The sequence below is a fragment of the Streptococcus sp. 263_SSPC genome, from assembly GCF_001071995.1.
Classification (GTDB): domain Bacteria; phylum Bacillota; class Bacilli; order Lactobacillales; family Aerococcaceae; genus Granulicatella.
The window spans coordinates 68,657-90,426 of the sequence record NZ_JVNU01000049.1; the positions used below are offsets into that span (position 1 = coordinate 68,657).

Below are 21,770 nucleotides of genomic sequence, written 5' to 3' on the forward strand. Positions count from 1 at the left end.
ACGAATCCGTTGAAAGAAAACGAGACGTATTACCAAATTAAACGAGATGAGTGGAGCCAGTACGAAGGCGCCCATCCATTCACAATGACGAGAGAAGAACTAGCGCACTTAACATCGTTAAACGACCGCATTTCCCTACAGGATGTGCAAGAAGTGTATGTGCCAATGCTCGATTATTTCGATTTATACTTTAAAAAACATATTGAATTACGCAGCGAGGAACAGCAATTTCTTCATCAAACGAAGAAAACAGTGCCGTTTATTATCGGAGTTTCTGGGAGTGTGGCCGTCGGGAAGAGTACGACCGCCCGCTTAATGCAAACGATGCTGCAACAACGCTACCCGGATAAGCGTGTGTTCCTAATGACCACAGACGGATTCTTATTACCGACTCAGGAACTGATTAACCGCGGAATCTTAGACCGTAAAGGATTCCCGGAAAGTTACGACATGGAAGCTCTCGTTCATTTCTTACTCGAAGTGAAGACGGGAAATCCAAGCGTGGATGCGCCAGTGTATTCGCATGAGATTTACGATATTGTGCCAGGGGAAGTGCAGACGATTGAGTCTCCAGACATCTTAATTGTTGAGGGGATTAATGTGTTGCAACTACCGCCAAATCGCGAAATTTACGTGAGTGATTTCTTCGACTGGTCGATTTTCGTAGATGCCGATGCAACGCTGATTGAGCAATGGTACTTGGAGCGTTTTGAGCTCTTGATGGACCGTGCGAAATCACAGCCGGATAACTATTACTATCAATATGCGATTGGGAATCGTGCGGACGCGATTGCGATGGCGAAAGATGTGTGGCAGAAGACTAACCTGAAGAACCTTAAGGAATACATCTTACCAACGAAAACCCGCGCCGACTTCATCCTACATAAAACAGTGGGACATCATATTGATTTTGTGCAAATTAAAAAATATTAGGTACATCGATTACTCAAAATCCTTGCGGATTTTTTTATAATCACTGTAATGGGGCACCGGATTGAGCCTTCGTCTCAATCTCTACCAAGCTTCAAACTGACTCTACGGGTTTCACCCTAAAGTCAGTAATTCACATTGGTTGCTATCCCCCATTACTGCGATTATAAAATCCGCTTGATTTTTCGTAATCGATTATTTTTTTACAACAATGTATGTGCCCTGTTTTAGTAGGTGAAGCGGTACGGGATTCTTAGTAAGAGTACGGGGAATCGTAAGAAAGAGTACATCTTTGTTTATTGCAAAAAAATTAAAAACAAAATGTAAAATTCTCTTGACATTTTTAGGTAGGAGAGTATAATTTGAAATGTAAAGAGCTCTTGACATTATTACAGAAATTTGGAGGAACAAAGCCATGAAAAAGATGGATGAAATGGACAGAGATATTCAGTTGCGTTCTGAGGCGTGGGGCTATAAAACAGCGCTTTTGGGTTTATGTGCATGGACAGGATTTAATATCTATCAAGCACTTGTTGGTGGTGGCAAACTTGAAATGCTTCCTTGTTTAATTTTGCTCTTATCTGTAAGTGTGCAAGGATTTGCTCAAACCGCAATGAAACGCAATATGATTGCTGGTGATGAAGAGTATAAAGAACCAAATAAACTTGTTCAAGGAGTCATTCTAGCAGTTGTCACTGTTATCGTATTATTGGCTGTTGGCGTTTATTTTTTTCAGAAAGCGTGATGGCATATGAAAAATAATATTAAACAGCTAAGAAAAGCAGCAGGATTGCGACAAGAGGATATGGCAAAAACGTTGGGTGTAAGCAGACAGACCATTATTGCCATTGAGAATGATAAATATAATCCTACCCTTGAACTTGCTATGAGAATTGCAAGGTTACTCCAGCTCAATGTTGAAGAGATTTTTGTGTTAGAGGACTAAAAAGACATAACTGAATACTCAATAAATGAAGAGAGATTCCTATTTGTGGGGGAATCTCTTTTTTGTAAAATCCTTAAAAATCCTATTTAAACCGCGGAATAGTAGTGGTAAAATGTAGGTGAAAAATTGTAGCTTGTAGTATGGTTTCTTTAACAATGAGGTGAGGACATGTACTTAAAAAGTGATCAAGATAAACATCAAAAATTGCCGACTTATGGTGTTGGGCCGTATCTCGTGGCGTGTATAATTGCGATGAATTTGACAGGATGGATGCTGAATAAGTCTGTGCTTGAGAGTGGACTGTTAAAGGGTGGATTCAAAGATTTGTTTGATTTAATTGGATTCATCTTAATGTTCGTTGCGACGAGAATCTGGTGGCTTAGCGTGGTGAAGTCAGATATTGATACGAGCATCCAAAACAATGAACTCAAGACGACTGGAATCTATGCGCGCACACGCAATCCGATTTACTTTTCGTGGTGGCTCTGCGGCATTGGGAGTATCCTAACCATGCATAATGTGTGGTTATTGCTTCTGATTCCAATTCAGTGGGGGCTATTAACCGTTATTATTCGTAATACTGAGGAAAAATGGCTGTACGAACTGCACGGAGAAGCCTATAAGGATTATTGTGCAAGAGTGAATCGATGGATTCCAATCAAGAAAATTTGATTTTAGAATCGCCAAGACAAAAGAATCAAGGTGAGAGCGATGGCGAAAAAAGATTCTTTAAAACAACAAAAGTTCATGTCGTTTATGTTTAGAGGAAAAGAAATTTTCAAACCACTAAACACGGGCCATATCGACGAAAGAGTGAGTTGTATCCGGGAATATGTAGCCAATATTTACTTTTACACCAAAGACGGCTACACAATTATGATTGATGCAGGATATAACTATGACAGGCTTGCCGAGAAGATGAGGTGGCTAGATATTCGTCCAGAAAGTATCAACGAGATTCTCATTACGCACCAAGATACGGACCACGTTGGAGCGATAGAAGTCGATGGCCAGGGATTATTTAAAAATGCAAAAATCTATGTGGGTCGTGTCGAGAATGACTACTTAGAAGGCCGAGTTCGGCGCAAAGTATACTGGGGGCTCTATAAACTTCCGCAAGTGCATATCGAAAATGACAAAACATTGATAGAAGATGGGGAGATTTTCTATATTCACGATATTAAAATCGAAGCCTTTCTTGTACCTGGTCATACGTGGGGACATTTAGTGTATTTAATCGATGATGCGTATTTGTTTACCGGAGATACGATTTGGTTTGGTGCAGACGGTGGTTATGCGTTTTTAAACACGCTCGCAGAAGATAGAAAATTACAAAGTGTATCGTTGAAACGACTAGAAGAAAAGCTCAGAAAGAGAAATCTTTCGTTAAAAATCATTACAGGTCATACCGGATGGACAGATGAATTTGAATTTGCATTCCGCCATGTGGATGAAATCTGCAATGCCTTGAGGCGCAAACCGAAAGTACAAGATCCTAAAGCTCCGTATGATGGGTTTGATGAAAGTGGCGATACCGAGGAAAAAGCAAGAACGGTAATTCTTGAAAAATGTTAAAAGAATACAATCTCTAGCCAGTAGCTCGTCTATTGGCTAGTTTTTTTGTAAAAAATCAAAAAGTAGCATATTTGCTACTGTAGCATATATGCTACATTTCAAAAAATTAAAACACAATTTTTGAGCGTGATGTCAACAGTTAGAAAAGTTGATTTAACAATGTTTTTGAAGAACGCGACGAGTGAGTGTACACTCTATATACTAATTTATATATCCGAATGAAAGCTTGGTGTGACGCGGAAAATGAGCCTAAAAAATCCGAACAAAAAATTCAGTTTTTTAAAGTAATTTTCGTGATTTTCTGTTACAATAAAAAAGGACTAAAACTAAGGAGGCCTCTTATGACAGCTCAAACCACTTCATTAGAAAAGATTATCGTGCTCGACTTCGGTAGTCAGTACAATCAGTTGATTACGCGCCGTATTCGTGAATTTGGTGTGTTCAGCGAGTTGCTACATAACGATATTACCGCCGAAGAAATTAAGGCACATGGTAACGTAAAAGGGATTATTTTTTCAGGGGGACCACATAGCGTTTATGCAGAGGATGCTTTCACCGTTGATCCTGCGATTTTTGAATTGGGAATTCCAGTGCTCGGGATTTGCTACGGGATGCAACTGACAACGCATCTGTTCGGTGGGAAGGTAGAATCGTCTACAACTCGTGAATATGGTTCTGCGAAAGTCGATGTTTTTAACACGACTTCAGGCATTTTCAAAGGGTTAGCTGAAGAGGAAGAGGTACTCATGAGCCACGGCGACCGTATTACTGCGATTCCGGAAGGCTTTAGCGTGACGGCTTCGAATGCACACACGCCATTTGCGGCTTTTGAAAACCAAGAACGTCGCATCTACGGCGTACAGTTCCACCCAGAAGTTCGCCACAGTATTCACGGAAACGACATGCTTCGTAACTTCGTGTTCGATATTTGTGGGGCGACAGGCGACTGGTCAATGGACAGCTTTATTGAAATGGAAATTGCGAAAATTCGCGAAAAAGTGGGCAATAAGAAAGTCTTGCTTGGATTATCTGGCGGGGTAGACTCAAGTGTCGTTGGGGTTCTCTTGCAAAAAGCTATCGGCGACCAATTGATTTGTATTTTCGTAGACCACGGCTTGCTTCGTAAAGGGGAAGGCGACCAAGTAATGGAGAGTCTTTCTGGTAAATTTGGCCTCAATATTATTCGCGTGAATGCTCAGGAACGTTTCCTATCGAAACTAAAAGGCGTGAGCGACCCTGAACAAAAACGGAAGATCATCGGAAATGAGTTCGTGTACGTATTCGACGACGAAGCAGCAAAACTCACAGACGTGGATTTCCTTGCGCAAGGAACGCTTTATACAGACATCATCGAATCCGGAACGAAAACAGCGCAAACCATCAAGTCTCACCATAACGTAGGGGGACTTCCAGAGGACATGCAATTCGAATTGATTGAACCACTGAATACACTCTTCAAAGATGAAGTGCGCGCTTTAGGAACAGCGCTTGGTATGCCAGACTCAATCGTATGGCGCCAACCATTCCCAGGACCAGGACTTGGAATTCGTGTGCTTGGGGAAGTGACGGAAGAGAAACTCGAAATCGTCCGCGAATCTGACGCCATCTTACGCGAAGAAATCGCAAAAAACGGCCTTGAACGCGACGTATGGCAATACTTCACGGTGCTTCCAGGCATCCGCAGCGTTGGGGTAATGGGAGACGGCAGAACGTACGACTACACGATTGGAATACGTGCCGTAACCAGCATCGACGGCATGACGAGTGACTTCGCTCGCATCCCTTGGGAAGTACTGCAAACCATCAGCGCTCGTATCGTCAACGAAGTAGCCCACGTCAACCGCGTCGTCTACGACATCACGAGCAAACCGCCGGCTACGATCGAGTGGGAGTGACATAGAAAAATCAATCGCTTTTGATGGGCATAATAAAAACCACCGGCTTAGCCGGTGGTTATTTGTTTTCATAATCAGAGAAAATAACTTCTGTAGCGATTCTCTTGTAGGAGATTTCATTTTTTGTATGTCTTGTACATCTAAAAATTCCTTTGAAAGAATAATAGATATTTCCTAATACATCTTTTTGATGGGCAAAAACAATTGAATCTTTAATTTCTTTTATTTCCATATCGTTTTTACCTCTAGTTTGCTCGATACTCTTTCCATCTGGAGAAATAGAATTATCCCAATCATTATTTTTGTACAGCTTTGGAAACCACACCTGTACTTGTTCATTTAGAGGAGAGGAGCCCGCTTGATGGAGACGAAAATTTTTCCCGAATAACCTCAATACATCGGCATGTGTTCGGAATTTTGCTCCGTCAGATATTCTTAATTTGCCAACTTTCAACCATTGATCTACAGAAAATTCATCCTGATATGAGTAAGGTCTGAATTTTTTATTATTTTTAAGATGTTGAATTTTATCAATTAATTCGTCAATTCTTTGATGTACTGATTCAATATTGGAGTTTTTATCACACTTAATTCTGAAGAATTCCACATCTGTATAATAAATTATTTCCCGTTCTCTCGCTCTATCAGCTTCCTCATTCGATAAATGATGACTCTCATCAATTTCAACTGCTATTTTGAATTGTGGAAAATATAAATCTATAAGATATCTTTTCCCGTCTTTTTTTCTAACGAGTTGTTGAGTTGTAAATTGGATTTCTGTATCATTTAATAAGTGGATTATTCTAGATACAACATAGAATTCATACTTCTTATTGCGAAGTTTAGTTAACAATTTTGCATAGTATGTTAATTCATCTAGCTTCTTTGACATATTGTAGCCTCCCATTTTTTGCATTTAATTTATTATAACCTATTTGATAATATAATCACAAACAGAAGACAAAACGGACTAAGCTCTGGAATTTTAGTTCTGGACCCTTTATTATTGGGATTGAGAGACTGTGTTTGAAGGGAGTAGTCGGCATGGATGAAAAGATAGAAATCAAGAAGCAAGATTTCTATGAGATGCTGTAAATATATAAATTAGAATTGTAGAGGTTAGATATGAATAAAAAATTCGAGCAAATGAGTTTAAAAGAGCTTTGGCAACTGTTTCCGATATTTTTAGTCAAACATAATAAAGAGTGGACAAAATGGTATGAAGAAGAAAGAAAATCAATATTATCAGCATTGCCGAGTAAAAGCACAAAAAGAATATCTCACATCGGAAGCACGGCTATATCAGGAATATGGGCGAAAAATATTGTGGATGTATTAGTTGAAGTAAACGACAAGGCGGATTTAGATATTGTTAAAAATATTCTAATAAACAAGGGTTGGCTATGTATGAATATGACTGAAACCCGCATTACATTAAACAAAGGCTACACAGAACAAGGATTTGCAGAAAAAGTATTCCATCTTCATATTAGAATTGTCGGAGATAATGATGAACTGTATTTTAGAGATTATTTGAATGATCATAAGAAAATAGGCAAAGAATATGAGGTTTTAAAACTATCGCTTTGGAAAAAATATGAACATGACAGAGATGGATATACTGAGGCAAAAACAGATTTTATAAGAAAATATACAAATATAGCAAAAAGTTTATATGGGAAAAGATACTAACCAAATTTTTCATTTGTAAGAAGAGCTTAGGATAGTTAGATAATGTTTGATAAAGAAATAATGGCAGAGGCTCTGGAATTTTACTTCCGGAGCCTTTATTATTGGGATTGAGAGTCTGTATTTGAAGGGAGTAGTTGGCATGGACGAAAAGATTGAAATCAAGAAGCAAGATTTTTATGAGATGATGTATTTAATGGAGAAAATTCTGTATATCGCAGAACGCTCAGGGGCCAGAGAGGATATCGACAACAACGCATATTCTCTAGCCATCACCTTTGGAAAAGAGAACGTTGTGCAGGAGCTGCTATCACTTCGAAGAAAAATGGTTGATTATTTAGATGCGCAGGGCGAAGCGGAGCTAGAAAAAGTCCTCGAACCAATCGATGACATCACCATTCCCTATGGCCTAACGCTGGACGCCTTACGCAAAGAGCTCGAACCATACTTGCCGAAGAGGGTTGAGGGGTAGAATAGATATAATAGAACACCGTAATTTGATACGCTTCTTACTGATTTACTTGGTAAGGGGAATATCAATTTACGGTCTTTTTGTGCTTCAAAAGACTTCATAAATTATTTATAAACAAAAAGTAAATCGTTTTCAAAAAATGCTTAAAATTAAGTGGTGAAAATGATATAATGAACTCAATTGCTTCATAAATTCGCAATAAGTTATGAGTTTGTGAAAAAAAACTGGTCGTAATTTGGGGCTAGATAAAAGTTAGAGGATAAATAGATGGGGACAGTTACTGTTATCCATAGTGAAGAAGAATTGGAAGGTACTAAGAATGACAAAAATAAAGATTAAAAGTAATCCGTATACTAAAGAGATTTCATATCAAACATTGGACGTAACAACAGGTGATTGGCTTGGCGTCAAACAAAGTGATAAAAGAAGTAGACTGACAGAGACCGATTCAGAGCGAGCTTTTCTACCTTTTAAGATTAAGGAAATTCTTAGCATTATTGTTAAGGAATACTATGTAGGAAGAGAAAAGGTACAACTAATATTTGAAGGAACTCAGGATGAGTATGTGGAAATAGCATCAGTTTGTGAATCAGATGAATTTAAAGAAAAGATTGACTTGATGCGTTCGAATACGATTCTTGAAAATGCACGTTTTATTAAAGAAGACATCAAACAGATTTTTGAGACAGTGAATCCAGTAATCAAACAGATTATGCAAGATGACGAAAAAGTGATAAAGAGAATTAATAAAGTTTCAAAAGCGTTGGATGATGTAATTCCGCTTTGTGTTTTTGGAAATTATAGTGCTGGGAAATCTACTTTTATAAATGCATTAACAGGAGTGGAAATTCTACCGAGCGGAAGTGACCCTGTTACAGCCAAAATTTATGAAATTAGAAATTCTGAGTTTCTAGATAGAGCAAAAATTTCTTTCGAGTTTCAAAAGGAAAGAATAGAAATAGCGATTGATGGTAAAGAGATAAGAGTATTAAAAGGAAATCCAGAAACCGAAATCGTCAAAAGTATTAAGGAAGAAATCGCAAACGATGGCACATATGAGTTATATGCAATGGTACGTATTGCGATGGAAATCTTAAATAATTACGAGAAAAGAGATAGAGAAGTTACTGAAATCAGCAATGTTATTTCATTAAGTGTTCCGTTCTCTCCAAATGGAGTAATTGGAACATCTCAAAATAAATTTGTCATTTTTGATACTCCGGGTTCAAACTCTAACTCAAACGAGGACCATTCAAAAGTGTTGGATGAGGCGATGGCTGAATTTTCAAACGGGATTCCACTATGGATTACTCAGTATGATGCGCATGATACAAAGGATAATGCCGAATTATGTGACAATGTTTTGGCAATTGAGTCATTGGATAAACGATTCACCATGATTATTTTTAACAAAGCAGATGATGCGGACCTTCCGGAAGATGGATTCACAGAGAAACAAATAAATGAAATTTTAGAATATCGTGCGATTGAAAAGATGTATGCCAATGGAATTTTCTTTGTTTCATCCATTATTGGCTTAGGTGGAAAAAATAATGGAGAGTTTGTAGACAGATTTTATGGGAAGAAATTTAGGACACAAAGTTTAACATTTTCAGATCCAGAAGATATCGATTACCTCTCTTTGTATAAGTACAATATTATGCCTTCGCAAGTGAAGCAAAATGCTCTTGAGTATTCGCAGAAAAATGAAAATCTCATTTATTCGAATAGCGGACTGTACTGTGTTGAAAAAGAAATTGAAACTTTTGCAAGTAAACACTCCGCATACAACAAGTGTCAGATGGCGTTGTCGTTTCTTAGCAATGTAATTGATAAGACAAACGCACGTATTGAAGAGAAAAAGAAGACAAGAAAAGAAATAAGAGACCATTTTGAACAACAATTAGATGCAGAAGCACAACTCTTAAAGCAAGAAATCGACAAATCTGCTAAAACAATGGAAGAAGAAAATGAAGCAGCTTCCAAGAGTATTGTTGCGGAATACGTTAATCAAGTTCTTCAGTATCCAATGGACGAGGATGAACTTGCGACAGTGGATACCAATATTCGTAACGAAATTTTTGAACATTATGATTATGAATCGACAGAAAGAGAACTGCAAGAAGCTAAAAATAAAAGCCGAGAACATTGGCAAGACAATTTTCAGGGGTTGTTCAAGCGGAATATTCTTGATGCTGCAAAAACATTAGTAAATGACGTTGCCAGCGATGTAAAAAATGTTCAAGAATCTAAGAATAAAAAGAACGAAAAAGAGAAGTCACTCGACCGTTTAGCTTCTAGCGAAACGATAAACTATGTGATTGAATCTTACAAAAACAATATCGATGATGCACAGAAGAAACTATCTACTTTTTTAGATGAATATTGGCGTGAAAAGGAACGAAATTTTAAAAACCAGCTGATTCTCAAAGTAACTGAATCAGATACATTAACAGATTCACAGCGTGAAGAAATTGCATCCAAAATACAAAATTATGACATTAATAACTTTAAAGAACAAGCGAATTCAGTATTTGTTAGAGAGAAATTCTTAAAAGGTACATTGCTTGGAATTCATATTATTGATGATGAAAAGCTAAACACCAGTCGTCTAGCTAGAATCTATAATGACAAAATAAAAGCTAGTGTAAAAGAGATGTCTCAAATGATGAATGATGATTGTTTTATGCAATTTAAAAACTGGGAGAGAAAGATACTTGATGAGATTAATGCCGGTCTTACAGAATTTAATCCGGGATTAAAGGAATTGGTTAACAAAATTCGCATTGAGACAGAGAGTCTTACCGAGTTAGAACAAAATCAAACGTTGATACGCTACTCATTAGAAACAATGAAGAGTCTGATGTCGTGGGAAGTTGTGGAAGGGGTATAGAATATGGGAATTAAAAATGCCATTAAGAAAATGGCTGGAAAAGCTGGAGACCAAGTTGCTAAGTTATCTTCTTTGAGTCCAGAACAGTTAGAAAACGTACAGTTATTACGTGAAAAATATTTGCTAGAAACTCCGAATCCAAACGATGCTACTGCGCGTGAGTTGACGGAACGTTTGATGGCTGCAAGCAGTGTCGAAATCTTTAATGCATATCTTCCGCAGATTAAGGACCTTTACTTGCCACTCAATAATGAGGCTGAATTTGGAAAAGAGTTTGATGATGCGCATAACATTCGCTACATCAACATTACAAAATGGGTTACAGATAAGAAAGAAAATAACTTAGAAAAACTGGTTAATGTCTACGCAGTACTTTCTAACGATGATTGCAACATTGCTTTAGTGTTTGATCGTAAACAGAATACGACTAATGTGTATTTAGCAGTTGTGAATAACAAAAATTCAACGAGTAGTACTGATGTTGATAACTATAAGAATCAAATCGTTGAAGCAATAAGAGGTAATTTTCCTGGAGCTGAGTGGAAAGAAGAGGGGTTAGGCGTATTACCTTGCTTTATCGAAGATAAAAAATATTCTGTCGCAACGGCTTCCAATATTCCAGCGGAAAAATCAGAAAAGTTTATTAGCCAAACGATTGAAAAACTAATTGATGGGATTGTTCCAGAAACGAAAAAGAAAGAATATACGATTATTCTTTTAGCGACTCCGATTCTTGATGTAGAAGATAGAAAAATAAAATTGGGAGAATTCTATTCAGGCTTAGCCCCTTATGCTTCCTGGTCTACAAATTTCCAAAGAACAGAGAACGAAAGTGTTAGTTCATCTGCGACTGTTGGTGTGAATGTTGGGGCCAGTGCTGGAGTCCAGAACGGAGTCAATACTGCTATTACAGAGAGTCAAGGTACATCTGATAGCAGTGCTCGTACAGATACCGAATCTGCAAGTGATACAGCTACGACTGGTGAATCTTATACAAAAAGTGACACGCATAGTACTTCGGAAGGTACAAGTGAAACGAATGCTGAATCAACAGGTTATACTGAAACACAAGGCGGAGGATCATCTGCAGGAGTATCTGCAGGAGCTCATGGCTTCGGTGTGAATGCCGCAACTCAAGTTAACTATGGCGAAGCCTGGAATAGTAGCACTGCCAAATCTCTTGGAAAAACTGCAGTCGAAACAATTGCTAAGGGAACTGCAAAGACTTTGGCTGATAGTACTAGCAGAACGGTAGGAACAGCGGTTGCGAACACTCTAGGTCGAGCAGTTACTAATTCGATTGCGGCGACAAATGGCGCTACTAAGAGCGTAGGATTTGGTGCAAATATTGGTGCGAACTTTGCTCGTTCTTCTACGACTACAGTTATGCTAGGTAAAAACGAAGGAATCACACAGAACTTTACGAACTTTAATATTCAATACGCGTTGGAAATGCTTAAAGGACAGATGAAACGTTTCGAACAGAGTACGGCGCTTGGAATGTGGGATTTTGCAGCTTACGTGATTAGTGAAGATCCAAATGTAGCGAATAACGTGGCTCATTCGTATTTAGCGCTAACGCTTGGTGAAGATTCATATATGTCTAAATCTGCCATCAATACTTGGCGTGGAAATGTAGAAGATGAGGCTGGGCAAGCAAAAGAAATCACTGAGTATATTAAGACACTTCGTCATCCAGTGTTTGGATTGAATCCTGCAGTGGTAGGAAAGATAGAGGATAATGAAGTGAAACTTGAGGTAGACGAAGAAACTGAATTTATCGTTTATCCGCCGATTGTAACTGCAACCACGAGTCTATCTGGAAAAGAATTGGCATACTCATTGAACTTCCCTAAAAAATCAGTTGCAGGCCTTCCTGTACTAGAATGTGTTGAATTTGGAAGAAATGTAGTGACCTATGATGATGTTTATCGAGGTGAATCCGAAATTAAACTCGGTCATGTATTCCATATGAATCGAATGGAAAATACAGAAGTGGCTCTCTCTAAACAATCGTTAGCTTCACATACATTTATTACGGGTAGTACCGGTTCAGGTAAGAGTAATACGGTCTACCAGATGATTGAGCGTGCTAGAAAACAAGGGGTTAAGTTCCTTGTGGTAGAGCCAGCTAAAGGTGAATATAAGAATGTGTTTGGTCATAGAAATGATGTGACAGTATTGGGGACGAATCCACTTGTCAGCGAACTTCTCAGAATCAATCCATTCAGTTTCCCTAAAAACATTCATGTTCTAGAACATATGGATCGATTAGTAGAAATCTTTAATGTTTGTTGGCCAATGTATGCGGCAATGCCAGCAGTATTAAAGAGTGCTGTTGAAAAGTCATACGTAGATTGTGGCTGGGATCTTGTTAAATCCCAAAACAAATATGACGAAGAGTTATATCCAACCTTTGCGGATGTGGCTAGAAATGTGAAAAGCATTATTGATTCAAGTGAATATGATGCGGAAAATAAAGGGGCCTATAAAGGTTCGTTACTAACAAGATTAGAATCTTTATGTAACGGAATTAACGGAATGATTTTTGTTTCGGATGAAATTGGCGCGACACAATTGTTTGATGAGAATGTGATTGTCGACCTTAGCCGTGTCGGTTCTAGTGAAACAAAATCGCTAATCATGGGAATGCTAGTATTAAAACTGCAAGAGTACCGTATGTCTCAAGCAAACGGAATGAACGCTGAGTTGAATCATATTACGGTCCTTGAAGAAGCCCATAATCTATTAAGAAGAACTTCAAGTGAACGTTCGTCAGAAGGAAGCAACTTACTCGGAAAGAGTGTTGAGATGCTTTCAAATGCGATTGCGGAAATGCGTACGTATGGAGAAGGATTTATTATTGTTGACCAAGCACCGGGATTGATGGATATGTCGGTGATTCGAAATACGAATACGAAAATTATTCTCCGACTTCCAGACCAAACGGATAGAGAGTTGGTCGGAAGAGCAGCGAATCTGAATGAAGATCAAATTACAGAATTGGCAAAACTTCCTTGTGGGGTCGGGGCTGTATACCAAAATGAATGGGTACAACCTGTCTTATGTAAGGTTGATAGAGTCGATATCGATGAAAAGCCATATCAATATACTCCTAAGAAGCTTGATGGAGATTACAAAATTGATATAGAAGTATTCTTGTTAGATTACATCATGGAAAGAGGGATTTTCAGAAGAGCGAATAAGGAAGACTTGAGGGTAATTAAGTCGAGAGTGATTCACTCAAACTTAGACACACAAGTGAAGTGCAAGTTTATGGATTATCTTGAAAAAGACGGAGAAGAGGCGTGGGCTGCTTTCAGACAGCTCGTCTATGATTTCTTCTCTGTAGAAGATACCATTATTAAAGTAAAACACACTAACGATATTATTGAGTGGACACGTGAACTTGTTGAACAGTTAAAGCCGTCTATAAAGCTTTACTCCAACAAGCAAATTAATACGGCCGTAAGGTTAATTTTATATGAGCAACAATTGCGGGATGCGTCCTACGATGGAGTGTTGACGAGATTTACGGAAGTATATCAAGAAAAAGGGAGGGTGTTCTAATGAATGAGATAAAATCTTTAGAAACGGCGGAAATTAAAGTGACAGCCGTTGAGAAATCTATTGAGATTGAACCGCAAACAGAGCTGACTTTAGAAGAAGCAAAAGGAATCTTAGAAGCGTCGTTTTCTGTTGATAATATTGAAGCGGATGAGTATGAATTTGGAGGGAAGTATAATTCCTATGAAGCTCGATTGAATCAAGTGCCACGAGATGGCGAAAACGGAACGTTCGAAGGCGAACGAGGTCATTCTAAGTTTATTCCATCGGACGCAACAGAACGAGGTGCAGCATGTAAAGAGAAACTTGCAGAATTGGGCAAAGACGGGATTGAGTATAAAGGTCTTGAACCTGATTTTTCTGAGGTGTCATCTGCTACTGTTACAATCGATAATATGACGGAAAATCGTAATGATTATCAAGAAGATGGTGAATGGAAGGCCGGAAACTTCTCTCAAGCGGATGCTAAACTAGCCGAACAATGGAATACGCAAGGCAAAGATGGGAGAACGGATTGGACAGACAAGGATGTCTATAATTTCAGAAAAGATCCAGAGCAAAAGTACACTTGGCATGAGCGTTGTGATACAAAAACAATGGATTTAGTACCAAGTGATATTCATCAGTGTTGCAAACATCTAGGCGGTGTGTCTGAATGTAAAGTTCGCGATGCTCAAAATAACGGAGGTGAATTTGATGAGTAAGATTAAAACTGAAATCTGGGGTAGAGAGTTTGAACTACCAATCATCGTGAAGAAGTTTAGTGGAGAAGATAGTACAGAAACACAAAAGGAAGCAGTAGAACGATTTAAGAACAACTTACAATTGATTAACGCTGCAAAACCCGAAGTTGTGAAATACATCTTAGAAAACGGCTTGAAGGACAATGGCATTACAGAGGTAGATAACATCTTCAAGTATGTCATTCCTAAAACAATCTCTGTTCCGCAAGTTAAGGATAGAGTTGTAGCTGTAATGTGCGACTTTAAATTCGACATGGAAAATGGCTTAGCCATCATTTTCGAAAACGAAAAATTCAAAGAAGTCGGATACCAAGACTTAGTGTTATAAAGCTAGCAGAAATATAGAATGAGAAAGCTTAGAAATCGCGTATTTCTAAGCTTTTTTGTATAGAAAATATATAAAAATCGATATTGATTGTGAAAGGTTGAACGGGTAGAATTGTAAGGTGAAAGGATAAATTGTTAAAGTAAATATAATTAGGAGGATAAAAATGGCAAACAGAGATAAAGTTATATGGGAATCGCTATCTAATTTGGATTTATCTCCAACAATGGAGAAAAATGCAAGAGATAAATATAATGCGTTGGCAAAATATTTTGAGGAGCAAGGGCTAGATTCAACCTTTTATCCACAAGGGTCATTCTTGATAGGTACAACAATTCGGCCGTACCGCGATGGAAAAAATCATGATTATGATTTAGATGTTTTGGTGATACTTAACAGAAAAAAAGAAGATACAGATGCAAAAAGTGTAAAAAATGATATCGGGGCATGTTTAAAAGAAAGCGGTATTTATTCAGATAAATTAGAGAAAGAAGATAGAAACTGTTGGACTCTGAAATATGCAAAGGTAACTGATGAAATTGGTTTTTCATTGGATATCGTTCCATCTGTAGAAGAAGATATCTTAATAAAGAATCAAATTGTTAATTCAGGAGTTTCGGACTTATTAGTAGCGAAAACCGTTGCGATAACAGACAAAGAAACTTATGAATACAAATGGCTTACAAGTAATTCGCTTGGATTTGGGGAGTGGTTCTTAGAAATAAGTAATAAGCATTTGACGACTGGTATGAGAATTCAGCAATATAACAAGTTGCCGGAAAATATAAGAAGTCTTTTTTTAAGTTCGGAAGAAATACCTGTTTACTATTATAGATCAAATTTGCAAAGGGCTGTACAATTTATCAAGAGACATAGGGATATTTACTATGATAGAAGTAGATTAGAAGGGGACAAACCATCATCGATCATACTATCTGCCTTAATTGCAGATAGTATAAAAGATGAAAGTTTTTTATCGGTTGTTGATATAGTTAATACTTTTATAACTAAATATAGAAATAAAAGTATTTCGATAATGCAATATGGTGAGATCTTAAATCCTGTTGATTTGAGAGAAAATCTTATCGAAAGATATACGGTTAACAGGTTAAAAAATATGGATACATGGATTGAAGAGTTAAGTAGGTTTATGAGTATTGATGATGAGTCGCAATTCAAAAGAAGTATTCATAATGACATTAATATGGAGGTCTTTGGTGAATTTTTCCAAAATCCAACAAAAATTACACCAACTAAACCTTGGAAAAAATAGCATGAGTTATAAATTAGTTTCTGAAATTGAAAGTATACTAGAGAATCAACCGAGATTAACTTTGATTGAAAATGCAGAAGAGTACACCATTCAAGGGGAATATAAATATTCATTAGAATATAATTGTTGTATTGCGCAAGGGGAACGGGAAATAAAACTAACAGTTAATAAAAATTTTCCCAATTATATCCCTGAACTGTATATTTTTGACCCTCCGAAAGATATTGAACATATTTATCCAAATGGGAAAGTTTGTTTAGCTACAATTGGAGAAATGATTTGTTTTATGAATGAGAATAAGTCTTTTATCGCTTTTGTTGAAAGGTTTGTACATGCTTTTCTTTATACATTAGATTGGTTTGAAAAATATAAGACATATCCTTTTGGGGATAGAAAACATGGATATAGAGGGGCTCTTGAATATTATTTAGATGATTTAGGGCTGACAACAGAACAATATAGAAAAATGGCGGCTATGATTTATTTTAATCAATATAGAGGACATCAGCCTTGCATCTGTGGTTCAGGAAAAAGATTACGAGATTGTCATGGCCAATATATTCTACCGTTTATTAATAACGATGAATATAAACAAGAGTTTCTAAAAGAAGCAAGTTCGATACTTACGGAGGATAATACACATGAGACCAGAAACTCCTCAAAATAATAGTTTTGTTATCTCTAAAAGGTTAGCTAGCCTTCAATGCTTTTTTAACTCCCTAACACCTATAATAGCTATTTATCAGGCGATAAAAGGGGGTATCCCGCATACTATTTTCTTATATTTAACGTCTTTATTATTAGTTTTAGACTTCGTGCTTACTTATGGTCGAGATTATTATTTTGATGAGGGTCATCAACTTACAACATTGGGACTTTTTGATAATAGTTTTAATGAAAAACGACTCCCAAACTATGATAGCGAACCATATTATAATAACTCGTCTATTAATACGATGGAAATAAAGTTATTAGCAAATATTCACGAAAACGCATTATTCACTTCTCGTATTGCAAAGAAAATGACTACAATGTATTTTGTACTATCTGGTATCGTTTTACTAAGTTTTTTATCAAATGTTTTCTTAAATGGTATGGACGACTATTCATCAATAATATTAGGTATTTTACTGTCTGGTAGTATTTTAAATAGAGGTCTTAAAATAAATAATCTTAAAAAAAGATCTGAAGAAGTATATAAAAGTGCTAATGAATTATGCAACTACTATGAAAAACAAATATTAATAGAAGAGAGTTTCATATCGAAAGTACTTTTATTGTTGTTAAAATATGAAAATACAGTATTTGAGTCGAAAATTATTCTTTCGAAAAGGATATTTTTAGAATTAAATAATGATCTTAGCAAAGAATGGAACATAATTAAAAATAAATATTCTATATATACAAATACGCACTCTTGAGAATCGTATGCATGTTTTTACCTTTGAGCAAGAAACGACAGAAGTAAAACAGAAAATATTATTAACGGATGAAGCACATGGCTTTTAGTACACGGCCGTGTGCTTTTTAGTGCCGAAATTTTCTTGCAACCGTTGTCTTACGTTTGCCATCCACCCGCCCCTAATCGTATACTAACGATGTACAACCATTAAGGAGGCTTTTTATGTTTTTATCGGAAGAGTTATTACAAGAAATTCATGAGCGTGCACCGCGTTACGACAAAGAGAATGCGTGGCCTGCGGAAGACTATGCAGCGCTAAAAGAGGCAGGATACTTGAAGGCGTTCGTGCCAAAAGAGTACGGCGGTTTCGGTTTATCTCTTAAAGAAATTGCGCAGGAACAAACGCGTCTTGCGATGGCGGCTCCAGGGACTGCGCTTGGGGTGAACATGCACCAAATTATTGTCGGCCTTGGCAAGCACATGGTTCGTTTTGGCAACAAGAAGGGAGAACAAATCCTTCGCGATGCTGCAGAAGGCAAGTTGTTAGCGTTTGGGATTTCTGAACCATCGAACGATCGCGTGTTATTCGGTTCGATTTCTGAGGCTCGTCCTGAAGAGAACGGCGCGTATCGTTTCTACGGCAAGAAAGTCTTCCTATCAATGGGCAAATATTGCGACAAGTTGGTTTCATTTGGGCAAGATAATACAGGCGAGTCACCACTCTCAGTTTTTGCGTATTTAACACCAGACAAAGAAACGTTCATCGTAAAAGACGACTGGGATACAATGGGCATGCGTGCGACGCAATCAAACAGCGTTGAGTTGAAAGGTATCTTCGCAGCAGAAGAGCAAATTCTCACAAAAGTCGCTCCTGGACCAAGTTTCGATCCAGTGGTATTCGGTATTTTCGCGTACTTCGAAATTTTACTGGCGGCAACGTACTTCGGTATCGGGAAACGTGCGCTAGAAATCGGAGTAGAAACGGTGAAAACTCGTCACTCTGTATCGAATGATGCGCCTTATGCTAACGACAAAAACATTCGCTGGAGAATTGCGGAAGCGGCGATTATGCTCGACGGCATTCAACCGCAAATTAACGAGTTGAGCGACACACTTGAATCAAGCACGGAATACAGCTTCATCTGGTTGCCTCGTTTATCTTCTATTAAGAACCGTTCAGTAGAAGTATCGAAGAAAGCCGTGGAAGAAATCGTCCGTGCATGTGGTGGTAGTTCATACTTCAACCGTACAGAATTATCTCGCTTATACCGCGATGTGTTGGCTGGCTTGTTCCAACCAAGTGACCAAGAGTCATTACATGATGCGTGGGCAAATATTCTCTTAGGACCGATCCAATAATTTCATTTATATAGTAGAAAAGCTCGCTTGCGTAGTGCAGGCGAGCTTATTTGTCGAAAGAAATAGCGAAAGGATTAACGAATTAATTGCATATAATACTCAACAACCACTTCTGGAGGAAGAGACATTCCGTTACTCGACCACCATTTGACAGTTTCCGCAAAACTCGTCACATAATGATTAGTGACGAACGCCTTAGGGATGGATTTATTTGCGCTGTTAGAAAAATCAGCAAAAAGAATGGTTAAGTGTTGCTTAAAGTATCTTAAAAAGAGTTCACTGTTTTCATCAATCAGAAATGCGCTAATCTTATTTTTTTGCTCTCGTAGATGCCATAATAGATGAGAGAGTTTACTGGATAATGCGCTGTTTCGATCCTTTAAAGTGCATGAATCGTCAGTGTGAAGACTTTCGAAGATATGGTCAAAAATCTCTTCGCAAATAGCGTTTAATAATTCGTCTTTTGTCTCGAAGTGTGCGTAAAAAGTGCTCCGTCCAACATTAGCGGTATCGATAATGTCTTGCACAGTAATTTTACTGTAACGCTTCTTTTCTAAAAGAAGACTAAAAGCTTCAAAAATAGCTTTTCGTGATTTTTGTTGTCGTCGATCCATAGGAAGAATCCTCCGTACAATTTATTAAAAATGTTCGTTATCTTACAGAAATACTAAAATGACTGTTGTTTTGAAAAATTATAATTCTATATAATTACGATACAAAGTGTTCGATAGTGTACAAAATATACAGTATTTATTATTAGATTTCAAGGGGTGAGTATATGAAACAAGAGATGCGGAAGGGGATAATCATGGCGATACTTGCTGCAGTACTATATGCGGTGAGTTCTCCTTTTTCAAAAGTATTATTAAATGAAATGCCGCCCACATTAATGGCAGGATTTTTATATTTAGGTGCAGGTATTGGAATGAGCTTGATTGCAGTTTTAAGAAGAGTGAGACAAGCTGAAATCACTGAGATTCATCTCAGTAAAGCGGAATTGCCGTATACGGTTGCTATGGTCTTGTTAGATATAGCAGCGCCAATCTGTATGTTGATAGGGCTAAGCGCAACAACTGCTGCGAATGCCTCTTTGTTAAATAATTTTGAGATTGTTGCGACTGCGCTGATTGCGTTAGTAGTTTTTAAAGAACGTATCAGTAAACGGTTATGGATGGGAATTCTTTTCGTAACCTTTTCTAGTGTTATCTTGTCTTTTGAAGATTTTTCGAGTCTAGAGTTTTCCTATGGTTCTTTATTTGTATTATTGGCTGCTGTTTTCTGGGGATTGGAAAATAATTGCACCAGAAAACTTTCTTCCTGTGATCCGTTAGAGATTGTCTTGTTAAAGGGAATATTTTCTGGAATTGGCTCTATCGTAATTGGTTTAGCGCTTGGTGAGAGATTGATGAATCTTTGGAGCGTCATTGCGGTTATGGCTTTAGGCATTGTGTCTTATGGACTAAGTATTTATTTTTATGTTCATGCTCAACGGCTTCTTGGGGCGGCAAGAACTAGCGCTTATTACGCTGTTTCTCCATTCATAGCAGCTTTCCTGTCTATTCTAATCTTTGGTCAGATGCCAGAAGTTACTTATTTTATTGCACTAATGTTGATGGCAGTAGGAGCATGGTATTCTTCTCATGATGGTATTGAAGAGTAAAATATAGTAGAAAAGCTCGCTTGCGTTGTGCAGGCGAGCTTATTTGTTTAGTTGAACAACCGAAATGTAACATAAAAGTTACGTAACTTTTATGTTACATTTTGCTTTTTTAGAAATAAGTCTTAACAAGTTGAAGTTCTGCTTCGTTTAAAGGTCGGTATTCTCCGGGAGCCAAATTCTCGTCTAAGACAAATTCTCCGAAGCGAATCCGTTTAAGATAGGTCACTTTCACACCAATACATAGAAACATCTTCTTCACTTGATGGAATTTTCCTTCAGAGATGGTGACAGTCGCACGGCTCAAGCTGTCGCTACTTTCGATGACCGTAAGCGTGCTTGGTTTACATTGATACCCACCGTGGAAGGTGACGCCACGTTTGAAGGTATCTACGGCATCTTCGTCTAGCGGACCGTTAACTTCTACATAATATTCCTTTTCGATATGTTGGTCGGGATTTAGCATACGATAACCCAGCGGACCATTATTCGTCACGAGCAGCAGTCCTTCAGTATCCCCGTCGAGTCGTCCGAGCGGATAGAGGCCTTCGACGTTCTCGTTTGCGAAGAGGTCGATAACCGTCGCATGTTCCTTATCGGTCGTAGCGGAGATGACGCCTTGAGGTTTATTCAGCATATAGTACTTCTGGCTATCGTCGTGAATCCGCGTCCCGCCCACCGTGATGACTTGCAAGGTCCCGTCGACATTGTTGCTGACGTGAGTGGCCGGAACTCCATCGATTAAGACGGCTTCATTCTTGATGAGCTTCTTCATTTCACGGCGGCTCAGCACCAGATGTTTCATTAATAGATGTTCGAGTCTCATAGGCCCTCCTCCAAGTCGTTTTCTCGATTATACAATTTTTTTCAAAAATCGAGTAGTTATTCGTTGACGTTCTCTTTATCCTGTGTTAAATTATTAAACGTTGTCGCGCAAGATGACAAAAACATCAAATCATATTTCTTGCAACGAAAGTATGAGCGTGGTAATATATCTAACGTTGTTGCAAAACAACGATTGACCTTTGAAAACTGAACAAAGAA

At 37.9% G+C, this 21,770-nt stretch carries 20 protein-coding genes; 17 read left to right on the plus strand and 3 right to left on the minus strand.

Translation table 11 applies throughout. From position 1 onward, the window contains the following. Window positions 1-9 precede the first annotated feature (9 nt). The 6 genes from coaA (at window position 10) to guaA (ending at window position 5,346) form a co-directional block, all read left to right on the plus strand. Window positions 10-933 (plus strand): type I pantothenate kinase, encoded by a 924-nt coding sequence (coaA, locus tag ADH02_RS07315; RefSeq protein ID WP_048783766.1) that lies wholly within the window; start codon window positions 10-12, stop codon window positions 931-933. A 412-nt stretch (window positions 934-1,345) separates the two neighbouring features. After that, a complete protein-coding gene (locus ADH02_RS07320) occupies window positions 1,346-1,675 on the plus strand; it encodes a hypothetical protein (protein ID WP_048783768.1) in 330 nt (109 codons plus the stop codon). Window positions 1,676-1,681: 6 nt separating this feature from the next. Next, window positions 1,682-1,876: a helix-turn-helix transcriptional regulator gene (locus tag ADH02_RS07325; RefSeq protein WP_048783770.1), complete on the plus strand. Its 195-nt coding sequence runs from the start codon at window positions 1,682-1,684 to the stop codon at window positions 1,874-1,876. A 168-nt stretch (window positions 1,877-2,044) separates the two neighbouring features. Further along, complete coding sequence (locus ADH02_RS07330) at window positions 2,045-2,548, plus strand: methyltransferase family protein (RefSeq protein WP_048783772.1); 504 nt, start codon at window positions 2,045-2,047, stop codon at window positions 2,546-2,548. Window positions 2,549-2,587: 39 nt separating this feature from the next. Further along, window positions 2,588-3,451 (plus strand): MBL fold metallo-hydrolase, encoded by an 864-nt coding sequence (locus ADH02_RS07335; RefSeq protein ID WP_048783773.1) that lies wholly within the window; start codon window positions 2,588-2,590, stop codon window positions 3,449-3,451. A gap of 341 nt (window positions 3,452-3,792) precedes the next feature. After that, the gene (guaA, locus tag ADH02_RS07340; RefSeq protein ID WP_048783775.1) at window positions 3,793-5,346 is read left to right on the plus strand and encodes a glutamine-hydrolyzing GMP synthase; all 1,554 of its coding nucleotides are present in this window, start codon (window positions 3,793-3,795) and stop codon (window positions 5,344-5,346) included. Between the two features lie 58 nt (window positions 5,347-5,404). On the opposite strand, the gene ADH02_RS07345 is transcribed toward guaA, so the two are convergent. Beyond that, window positions 5,405-6,238, minus strand: a complete 834-nt coding sequence (locus ADH02_RS07345) for an AbaSI family restriction endonuclease (protein ID WP_048783777.1) — start codon at window positions 6,236-6,238, stop codon at window positions 5,405-5,407. A 233-nt stretch (window positions 6,239-6,471) separates the two neighbouring features. On the opposite strand from ADH02_RS07345, the gene ADH02_RS07350 reads away from it, so the two are divergent. The 10 genes from ADH02_RS07350 to ADH02_RS07395 all read left to right on the plus strand — a co-directional run bounded on the left by ADH02_RS07350 (window position 6,472) and on the right by ADH02_RS07395 (window position 19,069). Further along, complete coding sequence (locus tag ADH02_RS07350; RefSeq protein WP_048783779.1) at window positions 6,472-7,038, plus strand: GrpB family protein; 567 nt, start codon at window positions 6,472-6,474, stop codon at window positions 7,036-7,038. Between the two features lie 139 nt (window positions 7,039-7,177). Then, entirely contained in the window at window positions 7,178-7,507 is a 330-nt protein-coding gene (locus ADH02_RS07355) for a hypothetical protein (protein ID WP_048783780.1), read from the plus strand. A 319-nt stretch (window positions 7,508-7,826) separates the two neighbouring features. Continuing rightward, window positions 7,827-10,400: a dynamin family protein gene (locus tag ADH02_RS07360; protein ID WP_048783782.1), complete on the plus strand. Its 2,574-nt coding sequence runs from the start codon at window positions 7,827-7,829 to the stop codon at window positions 10,398-10,400. 3 nt (window positions 10,401-10,403) lie between these two features. Then, complete coding sequence (locus tag ADH02_RS07365) at window positions 10,404-13,970, plus strand: helicase HerA domain-containing protein (protein ID WP_048783784.1); 3,567 nt, start codon at window positions 10,404-10,406, stop codon at window positions 13,968-13,970. Next, window positions 13,970-14,671, plus strand: a complete 702-nt coding sequence (locus tag ADH02_RS07370) for an HNH endonuclease (RefSeq protein ID WP_048783786.1) — start codon at window positions 13,970-13,972, stop codon at window positions 14,669-14,671. Before ADH02_RS07365 ends, ADH02_RS07370 begins: the two co-directional genes overlap by 1 nt. After that, a complete protein-coding gene (locus ADH02_RS07375) occupies window positions 14,664-15,038 on the plus strand; it encodes a DUF6985 domain-containing protein (protein WP_048783788.1) in 375 nt (124 codons plus the stop codon). Before ADH02_RS07370 ends, ADH02_RS07375 begins: the two co-directional genes overlap by 8 nt. A gap of 163 nt (window positions 15,039-15,201) precedes the next feature. Further along, window positions 15,202-16,308, plus strand: coding sequence for a nucleotidyltransferase domain-containing protein (locus ADH02_RS07380; protein ID WP_048783789.1), 1,107 nt, complete (start codon window positions 15,202-15,204; stop codon window positions 16,306-16,308). A 1-nt stretch (window position 16,309) separates the two neighbouring features. Further along, entirely contained in the window at window positions 16,310-16,975 is a 666-nt protein-coding gene (locus ADH02_RS07385) for an SEC-C metal-binding domain-containing protein (RefSeq protein ID WP_160312871.1), read from the plus strand. Continuing rightward, window positions 16,950-17,729 (plus strand): hypothetical protein, encoded by a 780-nt coding sequence (locus ADH02_RS07390; RefSeq protein WP_048783792.1) that lies wholly within the window; start codon window positions 16,950-16,952, stop codon window positions 17,727-17,729. Before ADH02_RS07385 ends, ADH02_RS07390 begins: the two co-directional genes overlap by 26 nt. A 203-nt stretch (window positions 17,730-17,932) precedes the next feature. Further along, a complete protein-coding gene (locus ADH02_RS07395) occupies window positions 17,933-19,069 on the plus strand; it encodes an acyl-CoA dehydrogenase family protein (RefSeq protein WP_048783794.1) in 1,137 nt (378 codons plus the stop codon). 74 nt (window positions 19,070-19,143) lie between these two features. Here the strand turns inward: ADH02_RS07395 and ADH02_RS07400 are convergent, their stop codons facing one another. Continuing rightward, a complete protein-coding gene (locus ADH02_RS07400) occupies window positions 19,144-19,683 on the minus strand; it encodes a TetR/AcrR family transcriptional regulator (protein WP_048783802.1) in 540 nt (179 codons plus the stop codon). 164 nt (window positions 19,684-19,847) lie between these two features. On the opposite strand from ADH02_RS07400, the gene ADH02_RS07405 reads away from it, so the two are divergent. Further along, window positions 19,848-20,729, plus strand: coding sequence for a DMT family transporter (locus ADH02_RS07405; protein WP_048712242.1), 882 nt, complete (start codon window positions 19,848-19,850; stop codon window positions 20,727-20,729). Between the two features lie 109 nt (window positions 20,730-20,838). On the opposite strand, the gene ADH02_RS07410 is transcribed toward ADH02_RS07405, so the two are convergent. Next, a complete protein-coding gene (locus ADH02_RS07410; protein WP_048783805.1) occupies window positions 20,839-21,552 on the minus strand; it encodes a 16S rRNA pseudouridine(516) synthase in 714 nt (237 codons plus the stop codon). Between the last annotated feature and the right edge of the window lie 218 nt (window positions 21,553-21,770).